This window comes from Nocardioides daphniae (assembly GCF_004777465.1).
In the GTDB taxonomy this organism is placed as follows: Bacteria; Actinomycetota; Actinomycetes; order Propionibacteriales; family Nocardioidaceae; genus Nocardioides; species Nocardioides daphniae.
The window spans coordinates 2,455,446-2,477,986 of the sequence record NZ_CP038462.1 but is presented as its reverse complement, the minus strand read 5'-3'; the positions used below and the strand labels follow the sequence as shown (position 1 = coordinate 2,477,986).

Genomic DNA, 22,541 nt, shown 5'->3' with positions numbered 1-22,541 from the left:
ACGCCTGCTCAGTCGGTCTCCAGCGAGCGCCGCAGCTGCTCCAGGGTGCGGCTGAGCAGTCGCGACACGTGCATCTGGGAGATGCCGACCTCGGCCGCGATCTGCGACTGGGTCATGTTCTTGAAGAAGCGCAGCATCAGGATCTTCTTCTCACGCGGCTCGAGCTGGTCCAGGAGCGGCTTGAGCGATTCACGGATCTCGACGTGGGCGAGGTTGTCGTCCTCGGTGCCCAACGAGTCGGCCAGCGACGGGGCGCGGTCGTCGTCGTCGTCGCCGGCGTCGAGCGACAGCGTCGAGTAGGCGTTGGAGGACGCGAGACCCTCGACGACCTCCTCGAGGGTGACGCCGAGCTCCTCGGCGATCTCGCGCGGCGTGGGGGAGCGGCCGAGCTTCTGCGAGAGCTCACCGGTCGCCGTGGAGATCTGCATGCGCAGCTCCTGCAGGCGCCGGGGCACCCGGATGGCCCATCCCTTGTCGCGGAAGTGGCGCTTGATCTCGCCGATGATGGTCGGCGTCGCGTACGTCGTGAACTCGACGCCGCGCTCGACGTCGAAGCGGTCGACGGACTTGATCAGGCCGATGGTGCCGACCTGGACCAGGTCCTCGAGCGGCTCGCCGCGGTTGCGGAAGCGTCGGGCGCAGTGCTCGACGAGGGGGAGGTGGAGCTGGACCAGCTCGTCGCGGGTGACCCGGGCCTCGACGGAGTCGGGCTCGGCCGCGACGAGGACGTCGAAGAGCTCGTGGCTACGCCGTCGGAGCGCCTCGAAGTGGGTCTCGGCTTCCTCCCCTGGGGCTGTGCCCTGGGCAATGGGAGTCATCTCAGGCCACGGTCCCCTGCGGCTCCGGGGGGAGGATGGAGTTGACCTGCAGGTTGACGACCGCGAAACCGGCGTCGTGCGTGCTGGTGCACGAGGTGGTCAGGGTGGTGAGCACCTGCCAGGCAAAGGAGTCCGTCACGACCGCCAGCGGGACGTCGCTGGGGGTGGACAGGGTCACGTTGACCTCGCCGGGGGTCACCGCGAACGTGCACTCCAGGTCGGCGCCGGGGGTGGCCGAGGCGACCAGCAGCGCGGCTGCCTCGCCCACCGCGATGCGCAGGTCCTCGATGTCGTCGAGGGTGAAGTCGAGACGGGCGGCCATGCTCGCTGCGGTGCTGCGCAGGACGTACACGAAGGCGCTGTCGGCGGGGACGCTCATGCGCACCTGGGCTGTCGTCGTGGCGGCGGGGGAGCGGTCGTCCAAGGTCGTCACTTCCGTCCTGCGGAGGTCAGCCTGGGAGGCTGACGGGGGGATGGGTGGGGCGGTGCTGTGCTCGGCCGCTCGACGCGGCCGGGGTGAGGACACCGGACGGGGGCGAGCCGCGCAGCTGCGCGGGCCCACCCCCGTCCGGGGAGTGCCTCAGGCCTTCTTGGTCTCCCAGAAGATCTCGGCGATCTCGTCGATCTTGGCGAGCAGCTCGTCCGCCGCGGCGGCGTCGAGGGTGCCCTTGGTGCCGCCGGCGCCGGCGAGCTTGGTGGCCTCGTTGAAGAGGGTGTGCAGCTGAGGGTACTTCTCGAAGTGCGGAGCCTTGAAGTAGTCGGTCCACAGGACCCAGAGGTGGTGCTTGACGAGCTCCGAGCGCTCCTCCTTGATCAGGATGGCGCGGGTGCGGAAGTCAGCGTCGTCGTTGTCGGCGACCTTGGCGATCAGGGCCTTGATCGACTCGGCCTCGATGCGGGCCTGGGCGGGGTCGTACACGCCGCACGGCAGGTCGCAGTGCGCGGACACGGTGACGGTCGGGGCGATGAAGCGGGAGAACATCGGTGTTCCTCTCGGTCGTACGTCGAGCCTTGACTGGTGACTGCGACACTACTCGCATGGTCCGACGCTTCCTCACGGGTGCCTCACGCGTGGGGCTCGCACGCGTACGCGGCGACTCGATGCGCCCCAGCCTGCGGGCCGGTGACTGGCTGCTGGTCCACCACGGCGCGGCGGTGCGACCGGGTGCCGTGGTGGTGGCCCGCTTCGCCGACGGGACCCTGGTGGTGAAGCGCGCCGCGGAGGCCCGCCGGACCAGGGTCGACGCTCCCGGGTGGTGGCTGCTGAGCGACGACCCGGGGGTCGGCGTCGACTCGCGCCACCGCGGCACCGTGCCGGCGGACGACGTGCTCGGCGTGGCGATCGCACGCCTCTGGCCCTGTCCCCGGCGCCTGCCTGCACGCGTTCCTGCAGCCCGCGGCAACGTGTAAGAGGATATATGTGGGTGAGGTCCGTCACCCCGGGCTCCGAGCGCGGATCCTGCTGGGGGCATGACAGCAGGACGTGAGAGAATTCGGGCCATGTCACAGGCGCCCGAAATCGTTTCCCACCCCTTCCACGGTGACCCGGTCTTCGACCTTCACGTAGGTGGCAAGCTGGAGACGGTGTCGCGCGTGGCGCTCAAGGGAGCCGACGAGCTCTCCCTGGCCTACACCCCCGGTGTGGCTCGTGTGTGCGAGGCGATCGCCGCCGACCCCGCCATGACGCAGGAGTACACCTGGGTCCCCAACGTGGTCGCGGTCATCACCGACGGCACCGCCGTGCTCGGGCTCGGCGACATCGGCCCGGCCGCCGCGATGCCGGTGATGGAGGGCAAGGCCGTCCTCTTCAAGCAGTTCGGTGGGGTCGACTCCGTCCCGATCTGCCTGGACACCACCGACACCGAGGAGATCATCGAGACCGTGGCGCGCCTGGCGCCCAGCTTCGGTGGCATCAACCTGGAGGACATCTCCGCCCCCCGCTGCTTCGAGATCGAGGAGCGGCTCAAGGAGCGCCTCGACATCCCGGTCTTCCACGACGACCAGCACGGCACTGCCGTCGTCGCCCTGGCTGCCCTGAAGAACGCGCTCAAGCTGACCGGCCGTACGCCCGAGTCGACGCGCGTCGTCGTCTCCGGCGCCGGTGCGGCCGGTGTCGCCGTGGCCCGCATCCTGCTGGGCGCCGGGATCCGCGACATCGCCGTGCTCGACCGCCGGGGCGTGCTCAACTCCGAGCGCAGCGACCTCACCGACGTGAAGGCCGCCCTGGCCCGCGACACGGCCGACAACTTCGGCCGCAAGGGCACGCTGGCCGACGCGATGGACGGCGCCGACGTCTACATCGGCGTCTCCGGCGGCTCGGTGCCCGAGGAGATCGTGGCCTCGATGGCCCCCGACGCGGTCATCTTCGGCCTGGCCAACCCGACGCCCGAGGTGCACCCCGACCTCGCCCACAAGTACGCCCGCGTCGTGGCCACGGGGCGCTCCGACTTCCCGAACCAGATCAACAACGTGCTCTGCTTCCCCGGCATCTTCCGCGGTGCCTTCGACGTGCACGCCACCAAGATCACCGAGGGCATGAAGCTCGCGGCCGCCGACGCGCTCGCCGACCTCGTCGGTGACGCGCTCGCCGAGGACATGATCATCCCGTCGCCCTTCGACCCGCGGGTCGGACCCGCCGTCTCGCAGGCCGTCGCGGACGCGGCACGACGTGACGGGGTCGCCCGCAGGTAAGGTTCATCGCATGTTCGCCGTCTACGCCTCGTCCTTCGCGCCCCGTGACGCTGCCGACCCCCTGGCCGGCCTCGTGGTGGGGGAGCGACCCGACCCGGTCGCCCCCGAGGGGTGGACCACGGTGACGGTGAAGGCCGCCTCCCTCAACCACCACGACCTGTGGTCGTTGCAGGGCGTCGGCCTGCGCGAGGAGGCCCTCCCGATGATCCTCGGGTGCGACGCGGCCGGTCTCGACGAGGAGGGCAACGAGGTCGTCGTGCACGCCGTCGTCTCCAGCCCCGACTGGACCGGTGACGAGACCCTCGACCCGAGGCGTTCGCTGCTGTCGGAGCGCCACCAGGGCACCTTTGCCGACAAGGTGGTCGTCCCCACCCGCAACGTCGTGGCGAAGCCGGCGTCGATGAGCTTCGCCGAGGCCGCGTGCCTCCCGACGGCGTGGCTCACGGCGTACCGCATGCTCTTCACCCAGGGCAACCTGAAGCCCGGCGACACCGTGCTGGTCCAGGGGGCCGGCGGAGGCGTGGCCACCGCACTCATCACGCTCGCCCGTGCCGGGGGCCTCACCGTGCTCGCCACCTCGCGCGACGAGGCCAAGCGCGCCCGTGCCCTCGAGATCGGCGCCCACGAGGTCTTCGAGTCGGGCGCCCGGCTGCCGGTGAAGGTCGACGCGGTCATGGAGACCGTGGGTCGGGCCACCTGGTCGCACTCGATCCGCTCGCTGCGGCCCGGCGGCAAGATCGTCATCTCCGGCACCACCTCGGGCCCGCAGCTCGACGACGCCGAGCTCACCCGCATCTTCTTCCTGCAGCTGCAGGTCATCGGCTCCACCATGGGCACGCGCGACGAGCTGGCCTCGCTCGTGCGCCTGCTCGACGCCACCGGCACCCGTCCGCTGGTCGACCGCACCATCGCCATGGAGGACGCCCGCGAGGGGTTCAAGGCCATGGCCGAGGGTGACCTCTTCGGGAAGATCGTCTTCACGCGATGACTCGCACCCACGTCCTGACGGGCGCGGGGCGGGCATCGGAGCCGCACTCGCGCAGCAGCTCAGCGACCGTGGGGACCAGCTCGTGCTGCTCGTCCGTACGCCCGGACGCGCGGCCGAGGTCAGCGAGGCGTTGGGTGCCCGGCACCGCGTCGAGGTGGTCGACCTGGCCGACGCGGCCGGCGTCCTGGAGGCCGGGCGTCGCCTGGCCGCCGAGCTCGGCCGGGTGGACTCGCTGGTGCACTGTGCCGGCGTGGTCGACCTCGCCCGCGTCGCTGACCTCGACCCGCAGACGTGGCAGCACCAGCTCGACGTCAACCTGACGGCCCCTGCGATGCTCACGGCCGGCCTGCTGCCGGCGCTGCGCGACGGCGGGTCGACGGTCGTCTTCGTCAACTCCACCTCCGGCCTGGCCGCCAGCCCGAGCTGGGCGGCGTACGCAGCCTCGAAGCACGGCCTGCGCGCGCTCGCGGAGTCGTTGCGCGCGGAGGAGTCGTCGTACGGTCTTCGGGTCACCACCGTCTTTCCCTCCCGCACGGCGACCGGCATGCAGGCGCGGGTCCGTGCCCAGGAGGGCAAGGAGTACCGAGACGACGAGTGGATGAGCGCGGCCTCGGTCGCCTCGTCCATCGTCCACGTGCTCGACCTGCCGGCCGACACCACCTTGACCGACCTCACCCTCAGGACGTCACCGTCGCCGTCCTGAGCAGTCCAACTCACCCCGCGTGGAGCCCTACGCACACACCAAAAGAGTCTCCCCATGAAGTCCTTGCATCCCGCTCTGACCCCTGTGTACGACGACGTCCTGCGTCGCAACCAGGGTGAGCTCGAGTTCCACCAGGCCGTCTACGAGGTGCTCGAGAGCCTGAGCCCCGTCGTCACCAAGCGCCCCGAGTTCGTCGAGGCCTCGATCATCGAGCGCATCTGCGAGCCCGAGCGCCAGATCATCTTCCGCGTGCCGTGGACCGACGACCAGAACCGCGTGCACATCAACCGCGGCTTCCGCGTCGAGTTCAACTCCGCGCTCGGCCCCTACAAGGGTGGCCTCCGCTTCCACCCGAGCGTCTACCTCGGCATCGTGAAGTTCCTCGGCTTCGAGCAGATCTTCAAGAACGCCCTCACCGGCATGCCCATCGGCGGCGGCAAGGGCGGCTCCGACTTCGACCCGAAGGGTCGCTCGGACGCCGAGATCATGCGCTTCTGCCAGTCGTTCATGACCGAGCTCTACCGCCACCTGGGCGAGTACACCGACGTCCCTGCCGGTGACATCGGCGTCGGCGGCCGCGAGATCGGCTACCTCTTCGGCCAGTACAAGCGCATCACCAACCGCTACGAGTCCGGCGTCCTCACCGGCAAGGGCTTCAGCTGGGGCGGTTCGCAGGCGCGGACCGAGGCCACCGGCTACGGCACCGTCTTCTTCGCCCGCGAGATGCTCAAGGCGAAGGGCGAGACCTTCGAGGGCAAGAGGGTCCTGGTCTCCGGCTCCGGCAACGTCGCCATCTACGCCACCGAGAAGGTCCACCAGCTCGGCGGCACCGTCGTCGCGATGTCCGACTCGTCGGGCTACATCGTCGACGAGCAGGGCATCGACCTCGACCTCATGCGTGAGGTCAAGGAGGTCCAGCGTGGTCGCGTCGCCGACTACGCCGCCGCCCGTGGTGCGCACGTGAAGTTCGTCGCCGACGGCTCCATCTGGGACGTCCCCGCCGACGTCGCGCTGCCCTGCGCGACCCAGAACGAGCTCGACGAGGTCGCGGCCAAGACCCTGATCGGCAACGGCGTGAAGCTGGTCGCCGAGGGCGCCAACATGCCCTGCACCCCGACCGCGGTCGCGGCGTTCCAGGGCGCTGGTGTCCTCTTCGCCCCGGGCAAGGCCGCCAACGCCGGAGGTGTGGCCACCTCGGCCCTGGAGATGCAGCAGAACGCCTCGCGCGACAAGTGGAGCTTCGAGCACACCGAGGCGCGCCTCGACAAGATCATGACGGGCATCCACGAGCTCACGCTCACCACCGCCGACGAGTACGGCCTGGGTGCCGACTACGTCGCGGGCGCCAACATCGCCGGCTTCACGCAGGTCGCCGACGCCATGCTCGCCATGGGCGTGATCTGAGCACCAGCCAGCGCTGACGCGCGCAGACGAAGGGCGTCGCACCCACGGGGGCGACGCCCTTCGCCGTCCCCGGGGCCGCGACAGGAACCCGCCCGTGCCGCTACGTTGGCGCGCACCGACGAAGGTCCCGAGCCGGAGGTGCCCCGTGCCCGTCACAGATCAGTCCGCAGCAGCGTCCGTCGCGCAGGAGCGCGAGGTCCTGGCCTCCACGCTGCACGCCCTCGCCGCGGTGTCGCTGTGGGCCTTCCTGGGGCCGTTGTGGGCCCGCGTACGCCGTGGCTCCGGCCCCTTGGCCGTGGTGGCCGTCGTGGGTGGCGTGATGATCGGGGCGACGATGCTCTTCTCCTCGGGCGTCTCGCGGTGGCGATGACCGCGGCGGAGTTCGGCGACGCGGGGGCCGCCCGCTTCCTGGTGGTGGCCGGGTGGGAGACCGCGCGCGTGGCCGTGGCGCCCGGCCTGGTCATGGGGGCGCCACCGCGCTGGCGGGCCTGCGCCACCGGGTGCTCCACCCGGGCGTCACCGCTTCAGTGGCCTCTTCGTGCTCCTGCTGGCCTGGGGCCTGGTCCCCGGGTCGCCGGCCGGCGTCATGGGGGCTCGTCACCCTGTGGTCCTGGTCGTCGCAGTCGCCCTGGCTGTCGGGCGTGGACGCGTCCCGCGCTGAGTCCTAGGCTGAGGGACGTCAGCGTGGAGCCAGGAGGTCGCCATGCCGAGTGGCGCAGCGTCACCCGTCCGCCCATGCCGGAGGCACCGGGCTTCGAGCACCACGTCGTCGAGACCCCGGGGCTGCGGACCCACCTCGCCACCGTCGGCGAGGGTGACCCCGTGCTCCTGCTGCACGGTTCCCGCAGCACTGGTGGCAGTGGCGGGTCGTGGCGTCCCGCCTCGCCGACGAGGGCTACCGCGCGCTGTGCCCCGACCTGCGGGGGTCGGGGTGGACCGAGGCGACGAGCCCCGAGATCACGCGTACGAGCCGGCTCGACGACGTGCTCGCGCTGCTCGACGCGCTGGCGCTCGACCGGGTGCACCTGGTCTCGCACGACCTGGGCTCCGTCACCGCGATCCAGCTCTCCTACGGGCACCCCGAGCGCCTGCGTCGCGCCGTGCAGCTCAGCGTGCCGCCGGCCTTCATGACCCTCAGCCCGCGCACCCTCCCGGGCTTCCGGCACCTGCCGGCCTTCTTCTGGCACCGGAGCGGAACGAGCCTCCGCTTCACCTTCTCGGAGCGCTACGTCGCGCAGCCCATGTCGGAGGCGGACATCGCCGCCCACCTGGCGCCGATGCAGCGTCCCGAGATCGACGCCGCGGTCCGCACGGTCTCCCGCGCCATGGTGCTCGGCGAGGCGCCGCGCCTGGCCGGGGGCACCTACCGCCGACAGCGCCTACGGGTGCCGACCCTCTTCGTCTTCGGCCGCGAGGACCGCTACTGGAACGAGAAGATCATGGGCATCGTGTGCCGCGAGCCGGAGAAGTACGCCGACGGCGCGGAGTTCGCGTACGTCGACGGGGCGTCGCACTTCATCACCGACGACGCGCCCGAGGCGGTCGCCGACCTGGTCGTCGACTGGCTGGGCCGTGCCGCCTGACCGTCCTGCTCGGCCGTGACGCTTGATCGTGACGGCACCATGGGGGCATGCCGCACGTCGTCGCCGTCAGCCGTGACGGGACCCACCGCTTCAGCAAGGTCCCGACCGAGGCGATCACCCTCATCGAGGGCATCGGCGTGCTGGGCGACGCCCACGCCGGCACGCTGGTCCAGCACCGCTACTCGGCCCGCCGCGACCCCAACCAACCCAACCTGCGCCAGGTCCACCTGATCCAGTCCGAGCTCTTCGACCAGGCGCGCGAGCAGGGCTACGAGCTCGGTCCGGGCGACCTCGGGGAGAACGTGCTGACCGCAGGCATCGACCTGCTGACGCTGCCCGAGGGCACGCTGCTCGACCTGGGTGGTCCGGTGGTCCGGCTCACCGGGCTGCGCAACCCGTGCGTGCTCATCAACCGCTTCCGGCCCGGCCTGCTCAAGGTGGTGCTGGCCAGGGCGGACGGGACGCCGATGGGGCGCGCCGTGCCGGACGAGCCGCGGCCCGACGCGCCTGCGGTGATTCGCCGGGCAGGCGTGATGTCGGTGGTGGAGCGGGGCGGTGAGGTGGTGCCCGGAGCCCCGGTCACGGTCACGCTGCCGGACGGCCCCCACGTGGCGATGGAGCCCGTCTGAGCCTTGCCGTGCCCGGTCCGCTGCGCCACCATGGCGGGATGTCATCGCCCAGGGTCGTCGCTGTCTGCCGCGACGGCGAGCACCGGTTCAGCAAGACACCCGTGGAGGCGATCGCGCTCGTGGCCGGGCGCGGCGTCGAGGGCGACGCGCACGCGGGTGAGCACGTGCAGCACCGCTCGCGCGTGCGTCGTGACCCGCTCCAACCCAACCTGCGCCAGGTGCACCTGATCCACGCCGAGCTCTTTGACGAGGCGCGTGCCGCCGGTCACGAGCTGTCGCCGGGCGACCTGGGGGAGAACGTCACGACCGGCGGCCTCGACCTGCTCGCGCTGCCCGTCGGGACCCTGCTCGACCTCGGCGGCCCGGTGGTCCGGCTGACCGGGCTGCGCAACCCGTGTGCCCAGATCAACACCTTCCGGCCCGGCCTGCTGAAGGTCGTGCTGGCCCGCCCGACGGCACCCCGGTCGGCGAGCCTGCCCCCTCGACCGCCGACCCCCGGATCGCCACGGCGTCCCCGCTGGTCCGCAAGGCCGGCGTGATGTCAGTGGTCGAGCGAGGCGGTGAGGTGGTGCCGGGCGCCGCCATCACGGTCACCCTTCCGGAGGAGCCGCACGTCCCGCTGCAACCGGTCTGAGCTCACTCCTGGGCCAGCGCCGCGGCGACGGCCGGACGGACCCCGCGGGGCACGTTGGAGCGCGGCGGGAAGGTCGACAGGGGCACGTAGCCGTGCTCCTGCACCACCGCGGACACGTTGGCCATCATTGCGTCGAGCTGTGGCGGCGTACGCCCGGTGCGTGCCAGCACGTCGGCGACGACGCCGCTGCGGTGCAGGGGCCGTCCGGCGTGCTCGGCGCGCAGCAGGGCGACGTACGCCGCCACGGCGACCGCGATCTCCTCGTCGCTCCAGGGGCCCTGTCCGCGCCCGGGCGCCGGCGTCCCGACCAGGAGCCAACGGCCGTCGGCGTCGACCACGAGCGTCCCCTCGGCCACCATGGCCGCGGCCGCCGCGTGCAGGTCCAGCTGCCAGGTGAGGACCAGGTCGCCGCCGGAGCGCAGGTCGGACTCGTGGCGCAGCCAGACGGCGCGGGCCACGTCGAGGGGTGAGGTGGGCGCACGGTCGGTGAGGGCCTCGACGAGCCAGGCGCGGACGGTCGCAGTGGTCACCGCCCCAGCCTGCCGGACCCGGCCGTGAGCCGTCGCTCCGGGGCGTCAGGTCACCGTCGGACCCGGTAGGTCAGGTGCAGCACGCCGGAGCCGAAGACCCGGGTCTCGACCAGCTCGAGCGGCACCTCACGCTCGTCGCGGGGGAAGTAGGGGCGGCCGCCACCGACCAGCACCGGGTGGATCATCAGGCGGTACTCGTCGATGAGCCCGAGGGAGGCGACCTCCGCCGCGAGCGTCGCACCACCGATCGCGACGGTGCCGTCACCGGGCTCGTTGCGCAGCTGGTCGACCTCCTCGGCGAGGCTGCGGGTGGCGAGGCGCGCGTTGCCCCGGACCTCCGACAGGGTGGTCGAGAAGACCACCTTCGGGAGCGCGTTCCACAGGACGGCCCACTCCCGCTCCGCATCGCTGAGCGCCGGGTCGTCCTCGTGGTCCTGCCAGTAGAGCATCGTCTCGTAGAGCTTGCGGCCGAGCAGGTGGACGTGGGTGCCGCGCAGCTCGTCGAGGTGGGCGGCGAAGACCTCGTCGTCCGGGACGCCCCACTGGAAGTCGCCGTCGGGGCCCTCGACGAAGCCGTCGACGGAAGGATTCATGGCGTAGGAGACGGTGTGCATGGGGCACCCTTCGCGGACTCGGGTCGGTCCCGCCAGTGTCGACGCCCCGCGAGCGTCCTGGCAATGCCCCGGGTGCGGTGCTGGTCACCGTCCTCCACCCCTGCGCATACTGAGGCATGGGGACCGGCTCGCTGCTGGAGGTCGACACCGCGCGGGGGCGGATGCCTGCCTACGCCGCGCAACCCTCCACGCCACCTCCGTGGCCGGGGGTGGTGGTCATCCACGACTTCACCGGGATGAGCGAGGACCTGCGCCGCCACACCGACTGGCTGGCCTCCGAGGGATTCCTCGCGATCGCTCCCGACCTCTACCACTGGGGCAGTCGCCTGCGCTGCCTGCGCACGATCGTGCGGGACCTGGGGCCTCGACGGGGGCGTACGTTCGACGACGTCGAGGCGGCCCGTCAGTGCTGAGGGGCCATGACGGCTGCTCGGGGCGGGTCGGGGTGATCGGCTTCTGCATGGGCGGCGGCTTCGCCATCGCGATGGCGGGGGGGGGCACGGCTTCGACGCCTCGGCGGTCAACTACGGCGGCTGTCCCTCGGACGCCCCGGACTGGCTGCCCCGGGCCTGCCCCGTCGTCGGCAGCTTCGGCGCGGAGGACCGCTCACCTCTCGGCGCGCGGGCGGGCGAGCGCCTCGAGGAGCTGCTGACCGCGTACGACGTGCCCCACGACGTGAAGATCTACCCGGGCGTGGGGCACGGGTTCATGAACGACCACGCGCCCCGGGACCAGACCCTGCTCCTGCGCTTCCTGGCCCGCGTCTCGGGGACACGGTACGACGAGGCCGCCACCGTGGACGCGCGGCGGCGGATCGTCGCCTTCTTCGACGAGCACCTGCGTGGGTCGCCCGCGGACCAGGAGTGAGGGGCAACCATGGCGTACGACGAGGTGCTGGCCCAGCGCATCCGGGAGGCGGTCGGCGCTGCTGCGGGGGACGACGGCTACCGCGAGATCCGCATGTTCGGCGGCCTGTGCTGGACCGTGAACACCCACATGGCCGTCGGGACGGCCGGCGACGACCTGATGGTGCACGTCGGCAAGGAGGGCGTCGATCCGGCGCTGGGGCAGGGCGCGCGTCGCGCGACCATGGGTGAGCGGACCATGGGTGGCGTGGTGCTGGTCGCGGCCGACGACCTGCCCGACCGGGCGAGCCTGGACGCGTGGGTGCGCCCCGCGGTCGAGCGCTCGCTGGCCAGGCCACCGAAGCCGGCGCGGGGCTGACGCCGACTTCAGCGGGGAGGAGTCAACGCCTGGGCGAGCATCACGATGATGCCGCTGGGGCCGCGGACGTAGCAGAGCCTGTAGAGGTCCTCGTAGGTCGCGACCCCGCGCAGCGGACGGCATCCGTGCCTGGCCGCGACGGCCAGGGACTCGTTGAGGTCGTCGACCGAGAAGGCGACCCGGTGCATGCCGACCTCGTTGGGTCGGGTCGGCTCCGTCTCGACCGCCTCGGGATGGACGTACTCGAAGAGCTCGAGCTGGCCGTGGCCGTCGGGCGTGGCGAGCATCGCGATCTTGGCGTGGTTGTCGTCGAGCCCGACCGCGGTGTCCGACCATCCGCCGCTCACGGTCTGGCGGCCCAGGAGCGTCAGGCCCAGGTCGGTGAAGAAGGCGATGGCGGCGTCGAGGTCACGCACCGCGATCCCGACGTTCTCCAGCTTGATCGCCATGCTCTGCACCCTAGTGACGTGCCGGCGACCCGTCGAGGAGGTCGGACCACGCCCTTGCCGCGCCAGCCGGGGGAGGAGCATCCTGCGGGGAGGAGCACCCGCTCCTGAGTGTCGCCCTCCCGCCGGAGGAGGCGGTCCGATGACCCTCAGCCACGGATACGGCGTGGCCGTCGGCAGCTTCGTCGAGTTCACCCGCGACCCGGCCGAGGAGTACGGCCACTGGTACCACGGGCACCTGGTCATCGCGACGCCGAGCGGCCACTACCGGGCTGCGCTCGACGTCGACAAGCCCGGTGGCGGCATCAGCTACCGGATCGTCGACGACCTGCGCAGCCACGACCTCGGCCCGGTCGCGGGCCTGGCGCCCGGCTTCCACGTCCTGGCGGCCACACCGACATCGGGCGCACTCGACTACGTCCGCAGCCCGGTCCTGCGCGACGGCTTCGTGGTGCGGTGGGTCCGCATCTGGTTCAAGCTCTGGTACGCCAGCTGGCTCGACCGGATCCTGGGGCGCCTGCACCCCGTGGCCCGATGGATTCCTCGCCTGCGTTGGCGCTCCTTCCCGTGGCTCCCCAGCAGCGGTGACCACACGCTCAACGTCCTCGAGGCCCTCCTCCCGACCGCCACCCGGATCTACATCTTCGGGGAGCCCTTCACCACCGGCCTCGGGGTCCACAACGTCCACCAGAACCAGGGCGACCCTCCTGGTCCGCACCAGGTCGAGAACGGCATCTGGCAGGACGGTGCCGTCGCGGTGCGGACCGCGGGGGACCACGTGACGATCTGGCAGGTCAAGTTCAACACCCAGTCCTTGCGCACGGGCGACGACGGCCTGCCGTTGCCGTGACCGCACAGCTGGAGAGGAGTGGCGAGATGGCACGAGAGCCGATTCCGCGCGAGGTGGAGATCCACGACCAACCGCGTCGGCCCGAGACCGACCCGACGCTGGGGATCACGGTCGGCGCCGAGATGCCGGCGGCCCGCGCCCGTCACCGGCTCGTGACGGTGGGCGACTCGCTCACCCATGGCTTCATGAGCGGAGCCGTCCACCGCACCGACCTCTCGTGGCCGGCCATCACGGCGTACGAGCTCGGGCTCGCCGCCGACGAGTTCACCTTCCCGACCTACGGGTGGCCGACCGGTCCCGGCGGGCTGCCCTTCGACCTGGAGCACCTGGCCCGGGAGTTCGACCGCCGCTTCGGCAGCAAGCTCGACCTCCTGGAGACCTTCCGGGCCGTGCCGTGGCTGCGGCGGCACATGGACGAGGTCGAGGACTACTGGGAGCGCGGCGAGGGCGCTCGGAGGCCCAGTGACGGTCCGCCCTTCCACAACACAGCCGTCTACGGCTGGGACGTGCTGGACCCGCAGGTGATCACGGCCACGCGGGTCGAGGAGCGCCTCGCCACACCTCCGGACGACGACTTCCTCAAGCAGCTCGTGGAGCACCACGCACTGCGCGCCGCGCGGCCGATCCTGCACCGCGCCGCGGGCGGTGACCCCGGCCGTACGGTGCTCGACTCCGTGACCGACCTGGCCGCCGGGGAGGGCGTGGAGACGCTCGTCGTCGTCCTGGGCTCCAACAACGCGTTGGGGTCGGTCGTGCAGCTCAAGGCCGTCTGGACGCCGGAGGGCTACGACCAGATGTCGTTGACGCAGCGGCGCGACGCCCGCGGCGGCTGCACGCTGTGGCGTCCGAGCGCCTTCGCGGCCGACTGGGCCGACCTCGTCGCCACGCTGCGGACCGTCCGGGCGCAGCACGTGGTCGTGGCGACGGTGCCCTCGGTGACCATCGCGCCGATCGCCCGCGGCACGCACCGCAAGGTACGCCCGGACTCGCGCTACTTCCCCTACTACACGCGCCCGTGGGTCACCGACGAGGACTTCGACCCGCGCCACGACCCGCACCTGCTGGAGGAGGAGGTGCGCGCGATCGACTCGGCGATTGACGCCTACAACGAGACGATCATCGCCTCCGTCCGTGCGGCGCGCCAGGACGGCCTCGACTGGTACCTCTTCGACATGGGTGGGGTGCTCGACCGGCTCGCCACCCGGCGCTACCTCAACAGCCCGTGGGCGCGCCCCGCCTGGTGGGAGCCCTACGAGCTGCCGCCCGAGCTCCAGGCGCTCGACCCGGTGCCGAGCACGCGCTTCTTCCGCTCGGGTCCGCGCGGCCGCACCGAGGGCGGGCTCTTCTCACTCGACGGGGTGCACCCGACGACGATCGGCTACGGCATCCTCGCCCAGGAGGTCATCCGGGTGCTGCGCACCGCGGGGGTGGCCTTCTTCGACCGCCAGGGAAACCCGCGCTCCGACCCGGTCACGATCGACTTCGTCCGCCTGCTGCGCGCCGACACCCTGGTCTCGGACCCGCCCGTCTCGGTCACGGAGTCCCTGGGCCTGCTCGGTTGGCTCGACGACAAGCTCGACTGGGTGTCGACGTTCCTGCCGTTCGTGCGCTCGCCGCTGTGACGTGCGGCGCCGTCACCCCCGCAGGTGCCGCCGCATCGTCCAGACGTTGGTGCCGTCCGCCCGCGCGTAGTCGAGCTCGTCGAGGGCAGCCTGGGCCAGCGCGATGCCACGCCCCGACTCGGCGAGCGGGTCAGGCATGACGGTGCTGAGGTCACCCTCGTACTTCTGCCCGTCGTCGGCCAGCAGGCCCTCGAGGACACCGGGCCGCACCCGCAGGGTGAAGGACCACGAGACCTCGCCGGGCGGGAGGCCGTGCTCGACGACGTTGCCGGCGATCTCGATGACGGCGGTCTCCATCATCATGAAGGCCTCGGCCTCGACGTCCGGGTGTGCCTCCCGCGCTCGCTCGACCAGGTCGTGGAGCCGCTCAAGCCCCTCGGGGACCGCCAGCCCCTCCAGGGTGAACTCGCTCTCGTCACCAGCCATCGCGGGCCTCGTCGACGTCGGCGTACGGCTTGAGCACGCGGTCGAGGTTCGTCAGTCGCAGCACCGAGCGCACCTGGTCGGGTGCCCCGGCGATGCGGAGGTCACCCCCGGCGACCCGCGCGGACTTGAGGCCGTTGACCAACGCCCCCAGCCCGGACGAGTCGACGAAGGAGGTGGGGGAGAGGTCGACGACGACGTGCCGCTGGCCCGCGGCCACGCACTCCTCGACGGCGCTGCGCAGGGCCGGGGCCGCCACCATCGTCAGCCTGCCCTCGCACCTCAGCACGGCCATCTCGTCGGTGACGGTCTTGTCGATCTGCATCAGGACTCCAGCTCCTCGGTGTCGGCGGGCCGGTGCAGCGCCGCTCGGTAGATGATGCTCATGACGAGCAGGTCGTAGGCCACCCACACCACGTTGACGCCGGTGCCGATCGTGCTCGTCGCGGCGCCGGTCCACAGGCGTACGACGCCGACGACGCAGGCGCCGACCAGGACGACGGTGGCGGTGACCTGCGGCCAGATCAGCCGCCACGGGAAGCTGCCGCCGGCCTGCCGGGTCTTGGGCGTGACCACGAAGCCCAGCGGCCGGTGCAGGAAGACGTTGGCGAAGGCGGTCGTGCAGGCGCGGATCCACAGGGGGAAGAGCGCCAGGCTGTACTGGTGGCCACGCCACGTCTTCACGCCGTAGCCGACGACGAGGAAGAGCAGCTGGTTGAGCACGATGTAGGGCAGGAACCGCGCCAGGAACTCCATGCCGTAGGCGTGCACGGGCAGCACGCCGAAGCACAGGTAGAAGACCGGTGCGGCCATGAAGACCAGCGCCGCGAAGCCGGACAGGTAGCTCCACATCGTGGAGAAGTACATGAGCCGTTGGGCGAGGCTGAGCCCCCGCTGGACCAGCGGGTTCTCCTTGAGCAGCACCTGCAGCGTGCCCTGCGCCCAGCGCAACCGCTGCTGGAGCATCGTGCGCAGGTCCTCGGGCGCCAGGCCGTGGGCGAGCACCTCGTGGTGGTAGACCGACTTCCAGCCCAGGGCGTGCAGGCGCATGCAGGTCGCCATGTCCTCGGTGACCGAGACGGTGGCCAGCGGCATCATCGGCTGCGCCTCGTCGCCCCGGTCGACGTCGACGGCCCGGATGAGCGAACGGACCGACTCCAGCGCCCCCAGCGGCGAGAAGTCGCGCTCGGCGAGCTGGTCGAGCGCCACGTCGTCGACGACCAGCACCCCCACCTCGTCGTCGAGGGCCACGGGCAGCTGGGCGATGGAGTCGAGGTCGGCCCGGATGCCGGCCAAGTCACGCTGCACGGCGCCGCGGCTCACCTCGTCCACCGCCTTCTGGAAGGCGTAGGTCACCTCGCCGACGGAGGCGCCGGCCCGCAGGTCGCGCGAGGCCTGGGTGGCCGACGTACGCAGGCTCTCCAGGTCGGCCGCGACCTCGGGCTCCGTACGCCGTGCCGCGCGCGCCGCACGGGCCAGGATGCGGCGGGAGGTGCGCAGGGCGTCCTCGACCGCCGCCTCGACCTCGCGCACGTAGCCGACGATGCCGAGCTGCATCAGCGCCTCGCGCCGCAGCACCGCGTTGGAGCCGCAGAAGAAGGCGGAGTTCCAGCCGTCCTTGCCCTGCTGGATCGGGCCGTAGAAGAGCGGCGCCTGGCTGCCGAGCGGGTCGGAGTCGGTGACGTTGGTGAACCACTGCGGGGTCTGCACCAGCGCGACCTCGGGGTCGGTGAACCAGCCCAGCGTCCTGTCGAGGATGCTCGGGTCGGGGATCTGGTCGGCGTCGAGGATCAGCATGAACTCGCCGTCGGTGGCGAAGAGGGCGTTGTTGAGGTTGCCGGCCTTGGCGTGCCGCGGACGGTCGGCCCAGTCGTCGCTGCGGGTGAGGTACCCGATCTCGAGCTCGGCCGCCGCGGCCGCGAGGTCGGCCCGGTTGCCGTCGTCGAGGATCCAGGTCCGGTGCGGGAAGGTGATCCTCTGGGCCGCCGTGGCGGTCGCCATCACCATCTCGACCGGCTCGTTGTAGGTGGTGATGAAGACGTCGACCGTGGCGCCCTCGGGCGGGGGCGGAGCCTCCCCGCGCACCTTGATCTTCCACATCGTGAGCCCGAAGAGGTAGGCGTCGACCAGGGCGTAGGTCTCGGCCATCACCAGGGGCACGGCGATCCACCAGTTGTCCCAGTTGACCGACCATCCCCAGCGCCACACCACGTACGAGGTCCCGGTGAGCAGGGTCAGCACCACCAGGACGCGCACCACGAGCTGTCGCAGCATCAGGGCAACCTCCTGACCACCACGACCGTGAGGTCGTCCTCGAGGTCGAGGTCGCGGACGAACTCCTCGACGTAGGCGATGATCGCCTCCGGGTCGCCGTACTCGCGGACCACGCGGGTGGCTGCCTCCAGCACGGCCGCGTTGCTCGGGTGGATGTCGAGGACGCCGTCGCTGACCAGGAAGAGGGTCTCGCCGGGGGCGAGGTGCTCGCGGTGCGTCGTCCACGTGTCGTCGACGAACGTGCCCAGCGGCAGGCCCTCTGAGTCGAACCGTCGTGACGGGCCGTCCGGGGGCACCACCAGCGCGAGGCCGTGACCGGCGTCGACGTACTCCATGTCGCCCGTCCCCGGGTCGATGCGGCAGGCGAAGAGCGTGGCGAAGGTCGAGGTCTCGGCGAAGTCGTCGGTCATGCCCACCGCGGTGCGCCGGACCGACTCGCCGAGGGTGTTGAAGGTCGAGGCGCCTCGCATCATCGCCCGGATGCCGGCGGTGAGCACTGCCGCCGTCAGGCCCTTGCCCATCACGTCGGCGACGACCAGCTGCAGCGTGTCGTCGACCATCCGCCAGTCGAAGTAGTCGCCACCCACCAACCGTGCCGGCAGGCAGGTCCCGGCCATCTCGTAGCCGGGGACGGAGAGGGGGCCGTAGGGGAGGAGCCGGCGCTGCACCTCGCGGGCCTGGACCTCGTCGGCGTCGAGGGCCAGCTCGCGCTCGACCCACCGACCGAGGCCGGCCAGCAGGTCGAGCTCGTGCTGCGTCAGGTCGCGGGGCTCGTCGGCCACCAGGCAGAGCGCGCCGACCACCTCACCGCCCGGGGCGGCGAGCGGCTGGCCGGCGTAGAACCGGACCCCGCCCCCGCCGACGACCGCCGGGTGGTCGACGAAGCGTTCGTCGAGCAGCGCGTCCCGGACCACCAGACGCTCGGCGACCCCGACGGTGGTCGAGCAGAAGGACTCCTCCCGGGGGGTGTCGCCGAGCTCGAGTCCGACGGCCGCCTTCGTGAACTGGCGGTCGGCGTCGACCAGGTTGACGGCCACCTGGGGCACGTCGAAAAGTCGCTGCGCGAGGCGTACGACCTGGTCGAACCGTTCCTCGGGTGGGGTGTCGAGCACCCCGAGACGGTGCAGCGCGTGCACGCGGTCCTGTTCGGTCGAGATGCCCACCCGCACTCCTACTCGCCGTCCCCGAGCTGTCGACAGGCGCCACCCTACTCATAATTGGGCATGCCGGGGTGGCTGAGGGGAGGACCGTTCCAACGAGCCGCCCCACGTCGTGCCGGACCTCGCGCCACGCCGCAACTGACTCTTGTGGAATTCCCGCCGCGGGAGTATTCGTGAAGTGACCGGCACGACGCTCGGGTCGTGCCGTCCAGGGGGAAGGCAGGACCCCATGGAGGAGAAGTTCAAGCAGCGCGAACAAGGGGTGCGCGAGCTGCGCATCGCCCTCGAGCCGGACATGGAGTTCGACCGCTTCGTCGTCGACTGTTGAAGGAGTCGTTGACCTTCAACTTCCCGCGCGGCTGTGCGCCGTGCCTGTCGGGTCTCGACCGTCTCACCATCGACAGTGTCATCTTCGAGCGGCTCCAGCAGCGCTTCTGAGGAAGGTCGACCGGCGGGGGTCGGAGTGCTGCACCAGCCTGCGCTGGAGCAGCTGCTCCGCTCTCCCGCGTGGCCGGCCGACTACCTGGAGGTGATCCCGGACACCCTCTGGCGCGACGCCGGGCCGGGGCGGTGCCGCGGTTCCAGGTCGACGACTCCGTACGCCGCCTCCTCGACGACGTCCGCTCGCGGATGCCGGTGCTGCTGCACGGCATCGGGCTGTCCATCGGCAGCGCCGACGAGCTCGACGAGGCCTACGTCGACCAGCTCTGCGCCTGGGCCGAGTGGCTCGACTGCCCGTGGGTGAGCGAGCACCTCGCCTACTGCAGCACCTCCGTCGACGGCCAGCCCGTGAACGTCGGCCTCACCCTGCCGGTCCCGCTCGAGCAGGCGACGGTCGACCTCGTCGGCGCCCGCGTCCGCGCGCTGCGGGAGCGGCTCGCACGGCCGTTCCTGCTGGAGAACAACGTCTACTACTTCGCGACGCCCGGCGAGCAGATGACCGAGCCCGAGGTGCTCGACGCACTGGTGCGGCAGTGGGGAGCGTCGGTCCTGCTCGACCTGCACAACCTGCACACCAACGTGGTCAACGGGGTCATGGAGGCCGAGGCCTACCTCGACGCCCTCGACCTCGGTGCGGTCCGCGAGATCCACATCGCGGGCGGCATGACCGTCGACGGCTTCTACGTCGACGCCCACTCCGGTGCGCCGCCCGAGGAGGTCTGGCAGCTGCTGGAGCAGGTGGTCGACCGGTGCCCCCGGCTCGGCGGCGTGACCTTCGAGCTGCTGGGCTCCTGGTTCGACCAGGTCGGGCCAGCTGGTCTCGTCGAGGTGGTGGAGCGGGCCCGCTCGCTCTTTCCTGCGGTGAGCCGCACATGACCCTCCAGGCGTTCCAGCGGCTCCAGGCTGCGCTGGTCCTGGACCGGGAGCAGGCAGCCCGGATCGCCCGCGGGGAGCTCGGTGAGTTGGGGGAGCAGCTCACCGACGTCGAGCGTGAGCGCCTCGTCAGCCAGGCGAGCGACCCCGGCATGCGGCTCACCCGCACGTTGCACCACGGCTGGCGCTTCACCAAGCTGCTCACCCTGATGCCGCTCACGTTCGGGGTCGGCGACCCCGACGAGCTGGCCGAGCGGGTGCGCGAGTTCTGGGCCGGCCACCTCCCGCACGGCCTCTACTTCGAGGCCGAGGCTGCCCGGTTCGCGGTCTTCCTCGTCCGTCGTACGCCCGTGGGCACCGCGCTGGCCGACGCCGCGGCGCTCGAGGGCGCGATGCTGGCCCTGGGGATGCGGCCGCCGGGCGGGCCGGAGCCCGGCGTCGTGCTCCATCTGGGGCACGAGCCGCAGCGGCTGGCCAGCGAGACCACCACCGCGCCGCGCCGGGAGGTCGACGTCGCCGTGGTCGCGACCCCTGACGGTCCCCGGGTCGCCGCGCTGCCCTGCCACGACCAGTGCGCGCTGCGGTCCGGCGTACGCACGGCCGAGGCCTTGGAGCTGCTTCTGGTGTGACCGCGCCGGCCGCGTCAGGCGGAGGCCGGTGCGGCCAGGCGCGCCAGCATCCGGAAGGCGCTGCCGGTGTCCTGGGCGCCCGAGACCTGGCTGGCGACCTCCATGCCCACCGCGGCGACGACTGCGGCGGGCACGGTCGCCGCCACCACGCCGGTCCGCACTGCCCGGTCGAGGGCCGTGGGGCGACGTCGCCACGGCATCCACAGGCGGGGCGCGAGGTGGCCCGACAGCAGCCAGGCGGCGGCGACGGTGTCGAAGCCGGGGGTGGGCTTGGTGGTGTGCCGCTCCAGGACGGTGAAGCCGCGCTCCTCCAGGGCTTGCTGGAGGCGGTCCATGGAGACGAACTGCTGGTGCTGCGGCTGGAGCCACGGCATCCAGTAGCGCCCGAGCGTGCGGCCGGTCGGGCAGTCGGGGTTCGGCACCTCGATCATCAGCAGGCCGCCGGGCCGCAGAGCGGTGGCAGCGGCGTCGAGCTCCTCGGCGGGCTCACGGGTGTGCTCGAGGTAGTGGTGCATGCTCACCACGTCGAACTGCCCGGCCAGCTCGGGCGCCACGTCGGGGAACATGCCGCGGAAGGAGCGGTCGATCCACCCGCGGTGCGCCGCGTCGTCGATCGCCGAGCCCAGGTCGAGCCCCTCGAAGGAGGTCCCGGGGAACATCTCGCGGGCCACCAGGCAGAAGTGGGCGTGGCCACTGCCCACGTCGAGCCAGCGGGCGGGCGCGGGGTCGTGCTCGCGCACCAGGGCGGCGCGTCCTTCGTAGTCGGTCGACTGCGTCGCGCGATCCGCTCCATCTCGGCGCCGCCTAAGCCGTCGTAGCAGTCCTTGTAGTAGAAGTCGAGGCCCTCGGGGGAGAGGCGCGGGTTCTGGAAGACGTGGCCGCACGAGCCGCACTCGTCGAGGGCGAACGTGCCCGGCTTGTTCTGGATCAGGTCGGGCGTGGTGAGGAGCGTGCTCAGCTCCGTCGACCCGCACCAGCGGCACTTGTCGACGGGGGCCTCGAAGAAGCGCTCGGTGCCGCGGGCGATCTCCGCGGCGTACTCGTCGCGCAGCGCGTCGCTCTGCGTGATCGTCTCCGCCTGCGGTGCGTCGGCCCGCAGCAGCCCGGCGAGCCGACCGGCGTCGCGCACCCACCGCGTACCCACCGAACGCCCGAGGTCGCGCGGTGCCAGGCCCCCGGGACGTCCTGCGAAGACCGCCGCAGGCTGGGCCTCGTACGCTGCCAGCGCGGCGACCCCGGCCGGGCGCGAGGCCAGCAGGCCGCCACCGAGCACGGCCAGCTGCAGGCCGAGGGTAGTGAGGTTCGTGGTGCCGTAGCGGTCGAAGACCGCGCGCTGCACGCTCAGCTGCTCGTCGGGGGAGAGGTCCACGGCCCGCTCGGCGGGGGCGACGGCCAGGTCGCTGGTGCGCGGCGCGTAACGCTTGACCTGGCGGCCCACCTCGACCATCTCTGCGGGGGCGACCGGGGCGATCGGCAGGCCGGCGCGCTCGGCCAGCTCGGTGCGGACCACGACGGCGTGCCCGGCGGTGCGTCCCTGGGTGGTGGCGAGGGTCCGGTAGGTCGAGGGGTCGAACGACCGGAGAAGGTCGAGGGTGCGGGCCACGGGCAGGTCGCCGGGCACCAGGTCGACGGCGTCGAGCCCCTGCTCCTCGGCCCACGCGACGGCGGCCGGCAGCGTGTCGGGGTGCAGCTCCACGCCTGTGGCGCCGACGACCCGCCACCTGGTCGTGTCCACCGGGCCAAGGGCGGGAGGCAGGCCCTGCAGGTGTGACGCGCGCTCGCGCAGCCGCTTGCCGTTGAGGGCGAGGCCAGCGGCGGTGAGGCCGCTGAGGACGGGAAGGGCTCGGAACTTCGGCATGCGTCCTGCTCCTGGTCTGGGCGTAAGTTACCCGAACGTAGCGTTTTGCGTCCCGTCCGGGAAGGCCTCATTAGAGGTACGCGGACAAGAGCCGCAATCAAGTGCCGCCCAAATGCCGCGGGGGCCGGACACCTCTCGGTGTCCGGC

At 71.8% G+C, this 22,541-nt stretch carries 26 protein-coding genes and 1 pseudogene; 16 read left to right on the top strand and 11 right to left on the bottom strand.

Going from position 1 to position 22,541, the window contains the following annotated elements:
• Positions 1-8: 8 nt before the first annotated feature.
• The 3 genes from E2C04_RS12145 to sodN form a co-directional block, all read right to left on the bottom strand.
• Positions 9-818, bottom strand: coding sequence for an RNA polymerase sigma factor SigF (locus E2C04_RS12145; protein WP_135832790.1), 810 nt, complete (start codon positions 816-818; stop codon positions 9-11).
• Position 819: 1 nt separating this feature from the next.
• A complete protein-coding gene (locus E2C04_RS12140) occupies positions 820-1,251 on the bottom strand; it encodes an ATP-binding protein (RefSeq protein ID WP_135832789.1) in 432 nt (143 codons plus the stop codon).
• A gap of 147 nt (positions 1,252-1,398) precedes the next feature.
• Positions 1,399-1,800, bottom strand: a complete 402-nt coding sequence (gene sodN / locus E2C04_RS12135) for a superoxide dismutase, Ni (protein WP_135832788.1) — start codon at positions 1,798-1,800, stop codon at positions 1,399-1,401.
• Positions 1,801-1,856: 56 nt separating this feature from the next.
• Here sodN and E2C04_RS12130 point away from each other — a divergent pair, with 56 nt between their 5' ends.
• The 9 genes and pseudogenes from E2C04_RS12130 to E2C04_RS12090 all read left to right on the top strand — a co-directional run bounded on the left by E2C04_RS12130 (position 1,857) and on the right by E2C04_RS12090 (position 9,355).
• Positions 1,857-2,228: a S24 family peptidase gene (locus tag E2C04_RS12130; RefSeq protein WP_135832787.1), complete on the top strand. Its 372-nt coding sequence runs from the start codon at positions 1,857-1,859 to the stop codon at positions 2,226-2,228.
• Positions 2,229-2,318: 90 nt separating this feature from the next.
• A complete protein-coding gene (locus E2C04_RS12125; RefSeq protein WP_188422326.1) occupies positions 2,319-3,509 on the top strand; it encodes an NAD(P)-dependent malic enzyme in 1,191 nt (396 codons plus the stop codon).
• 10 nt (positions 3,510-3,519) lie between these two features.
• Entirely contained in the window at positions 3,520-4,497 is a 978-nt protein-coding gene (locus E2C04_RS12120; RefSeq protein ID WP_135832785.1) for a zinc-binding dehydrogenase, read from the top strand.
• Positions 4,463-5,200: an SDR family oxidoreductase gene (locus E2C04_RS12115; protein ID WP_135832784.1), complete on the top strand. Its 738-nt coding sequence runs from the start codon at positions 4,463-4,465 to the stop codon at positions 5,198-5,200. The genes E2C04_RS12120 and E2C04_RS12115 overlap by 35 nt, the downstream gene beginning before the upstream one ends.
• Before the next feature lie 54 nt (positions 5,201-5,254).
• On the top strand, positions 5,255-6,604 hold the full coding sequence (gene gdhA / locus E2C04_RS12110; RefSeq protein WP_135832783.1) for an NADP-specific glutamate dehydrogenase: 1,350 nt from the start codon (positions 5,255-5,257) through the stop codon (positions 6,602-6,604).
• A 145-nt stretch (positions 6,605-6,749) separates the two neighbouring features.
• Positions 6,750-6,974, top strand: a complete 225-nt coding sequence (locus E2C04_RS12105) for a hypothetical protein (protein ID WP_135832782.1) — start codon at positions 6,750-6,752, stop codon at positions 6,972-6,974.
• A gap of 481 nt (positions 6,975-7,455) precedes the next feature.
• Positions 7,456-8,187: pseudogene (locus E2C04_RS12100) on the top strand (alpha/beta fold hydrolase); the annotation flags it as partial.
• 47 nt (positions 8,188-8,234) lie between these two features.
• Positions 8,235-8,816: an MOSC domain-containing protein gene (locus tag E2C04_RS12095; RefSeq protein WP_135832781.1), complete on the top strand. Its 582-nt coding sequence runs from the start codon at positions 8,235-8,237 to the stop codon at positions 8,814-8,816.
• A 38-nt stretch (positions 8,817-8,854) separates the two neighbouring features.
• Positions 8,855-9,355 carry an MOSC domain-containing protein gene (locus tag E2C04_RS12090; protein ID WP_238694268.1) on the top strand — a complete coding sequence of 167 codons (501 nt, stop codon included), beginning with the start codon at positions 8,855-8,857 and terminating at the stop codon, positions 9,353-9,355.
• A 97-nt stretch (positions 9,356-9,452) separates the two neighbouring features.
• Here E2C04_RS12090 and E2C04_RS12085 read toward each other — a convergent pair whose 3' ends face one another.
• Both E2C04_RS12085 and E2C04_RS12080 read right to left on the bottom strand, forming a co-directional pair.
• On the bottom strand, positions 9,453-9,980 hold the full coding sequence (locus tag E2C04_RS12085) for a hypothetical protein (protein WP_135832780.1): 528 nt from the start codon (positions 9,978-9,980) through the stop codon (positions 9,453-9,455).
• A gap of 50 nt (positions 9,981-10,030) precedes the next feature.
• Positions 10,031-10,594 carry a dihydrofolate reductase family protein gene (locus tag E2C04_RS12080; protein WP_135832779.1) on the bottom strand — a complete coding sequence of 188 codons (564 nt, stop codon included), beginning with the start codon at positions 10,592-10,594 and terminating at the stop codon, positions 10,031-10,033.
• 116 nt (positions 10,595-10,710) lie between these two features.
• Here E2C04_RS12080 and E2C04_RS21000 point away from each other — a divergent pair, with 116 nt between their 5' ends.
• Genes E2C04_RS21000 through E2C04_RS12070 form a run of 3 tightly spaced genes read left to right on the top strand, consistent with a single transcriptional unit; the run spans position 10,711 to position 11,818 of the window.
• A complete protein-coding gene (locus tag E2C04_RS21000; protein WP_202977780.1) occupies positions 10,711-11,007 on the top strand; it encodes a dienelactone hydrolase family protein in 297 nt (98 codons plus the stop codon).
• Positions 11,008-11,020: 13 nt separating this feature from the next.
• The gene (locus tag E2C04_RS20995) at positions 11,021-11,461 is read left to right on the top strand and encodes a dienelactone hydrolase family protein (RefSeq protein WP_338088842.1); all 441 of its coding nucleotides are present in this window, start codon (positions 11,021-11,023) and stop codon (positions 11,459-11,461) included.
• A gap of 9 nt (positions 11,462-11,470) precedes the next feature.
• Positions 11,471-11,818, top strand: coding sequence for a TfoX/Sxy family protein (locus E2C04_RS12070; RefSeq protein WP_135832778.1), 348 nt, complete (start codon positions 11,471-11,473; stop codon positions 11,816-11,818).
• Between the two features lie 8 nt (positions 11,819-11,826).
• Here E2C04_RS12070 and E2C04_RS12065 read toward each other — a convergent pair whose 3' ends face one another.
• A complete protein-coding gene (locus E2C04_RS12065) occupies positions 11,827-12,267 on the bottom strand; it encodes a VOC family protein (protein WP_135832777.1) in 441 nt (146 codons plus the stop codon).
• Between the two features lie 139 nt (positions 12,268-12,406).
• Between E2C04_RS12065 and E2C04_RS12060 the strand changes: the two genes are divergently transcribed.
• Together E2C04_RS12060 and E2C04_RS12055 are read left to right on the top strand one after the other, a co-directional pair.
• Positions 12,407-13,114, top strand: a complete 708-nt coding sequence (locus tag E2C04_RS12060) for a DUF2278 family protein (RefSeq protein WP_158630691.1) — start codon at positions 12,407-12,409, stop codon at positions 13,112-13,114.
• A 26-nt stretch (positions 13,115-13,140) separates the two neighbouring features.
• The gene (locus E2C04_RS12055) at positions 13,141-14,736 is read left to right on the top strand and encodes a hypothetical protein (RefSeq protein ID WP_135832775.1); all 1,596 of its coding nucleotides are present in this window, start codon (positions 13,141-13,143) and stop codon (positions 14,734-14,736) included.
• Between the two features lie 12 nt (positions 14,737-14,748).
• Here E2C04_RS12055 and E2C04_RS12050 read toward each other — a convergent pair whose 3' ends face one another.
• From E2C04_RS12050 to E2C04_RS12035, 4 genes are read right to left on the bottom strand one after another with little or no spacing between them, the layout of a single operon-like run.
• Positions 14,749-15,162, bottom strand: a complete 414-nt coding sequence (locus E2C04_RS12050) for an ATP-binding protein (RefSeq protein ID WP_135832774.1) — start codon at positions 15,160-15,162, stop codon at positions 14,749-14,751.
• Entirely contained in the window at positions 15,152-15,484 is a 333-nt protein-coding gene (locus tag E2C04_RS12045) for an STAS domain-containing protein (RefSeq protein WP_135832773.1), read from the bottom strand. Before E2C04_RS12045 ends, E2C04_RS12050 begins: the two co-directional genes overlap by 11 nt.
• Entirely contained in the window at positions 15,484-17,433 is a 1,950-nt protein-coding gene (locus E2C04_RS12040; protein ID WP_135832772.1) for a glycosyltransferase family 2 protein, read from the bottom strand. The genes E2C04_RS12045 and E2C04_RS12040 overlap by 1 nt, the downstream gene beginning before the upstream one ends.
• Positions 17,433-18,596: a PP2C family protein-serine/threonine phosphatase gene (locus tag E2C04_RS12035; RefSeq protein ID WP_135832771.1), complete on the bottom strand. Its 1,164-nt coding sequence runs from the start codon at positions 18,594-18,596 to the stop codon at positions 17,433-17,435. Before E2C04_RS12035 ends, E2C04_RS12040 begins: the two co-directional genes overlap by 1 nt.
• 567 nt (positions 18,597-19,163) lie before the next feature.
• On the opposite strand from E2C04_RS12035, the gene E2C04_RS12030 reads away from it, so the two are divergent.
• Both E2C04_RS12030 and E2C04_RS12025 read left to right on the top strand, forming a co-directional pair.
• The gene (locus E2C04_RS12030; RefSeq protein WP_135832770.1) at positions 19,164-19,910 is read left to right on the top strand and encodes an MbnB/TglH/ChrH family RiPP precursor modification enzyme; all 747 of its coding nucleotides are present in this window, start codon (positions 19,164-19,166) and stop codon (positions 19,908-19,910) included.
• Positions 19,907-20,536, top strand: coding sequence for a hypothetical protein (locus tag E2C04_RS12025; RefSeq protein WP_135832769.1), 630 nt, complete (start codon positions 19,907-19,909; stop codon positions 20,534-20,536). Before E2C04_RS12030 ends, E2C04_RS12025 begins: the two co-directional genes overlap by 4 nt.
• Positions 20,537-20,550: 14 nt before the next feature.
• Here the strand turns inward: E2C04_RS12025 and E2C04_RS12020 are convergent, their stop codons facing one another.
• Entirely contained in the window at positions 20,551-21,237 is a 687-nt protein-coding gene (locus tag E2C04_RS12020) for a class I SAM-dependent methyltransferase (RefSeq protein WP_238694267.1), read from the bottom strand.
• Between the last annotated feature and the right edge of the window lie 1,304 nt (positions 21,238-22,541).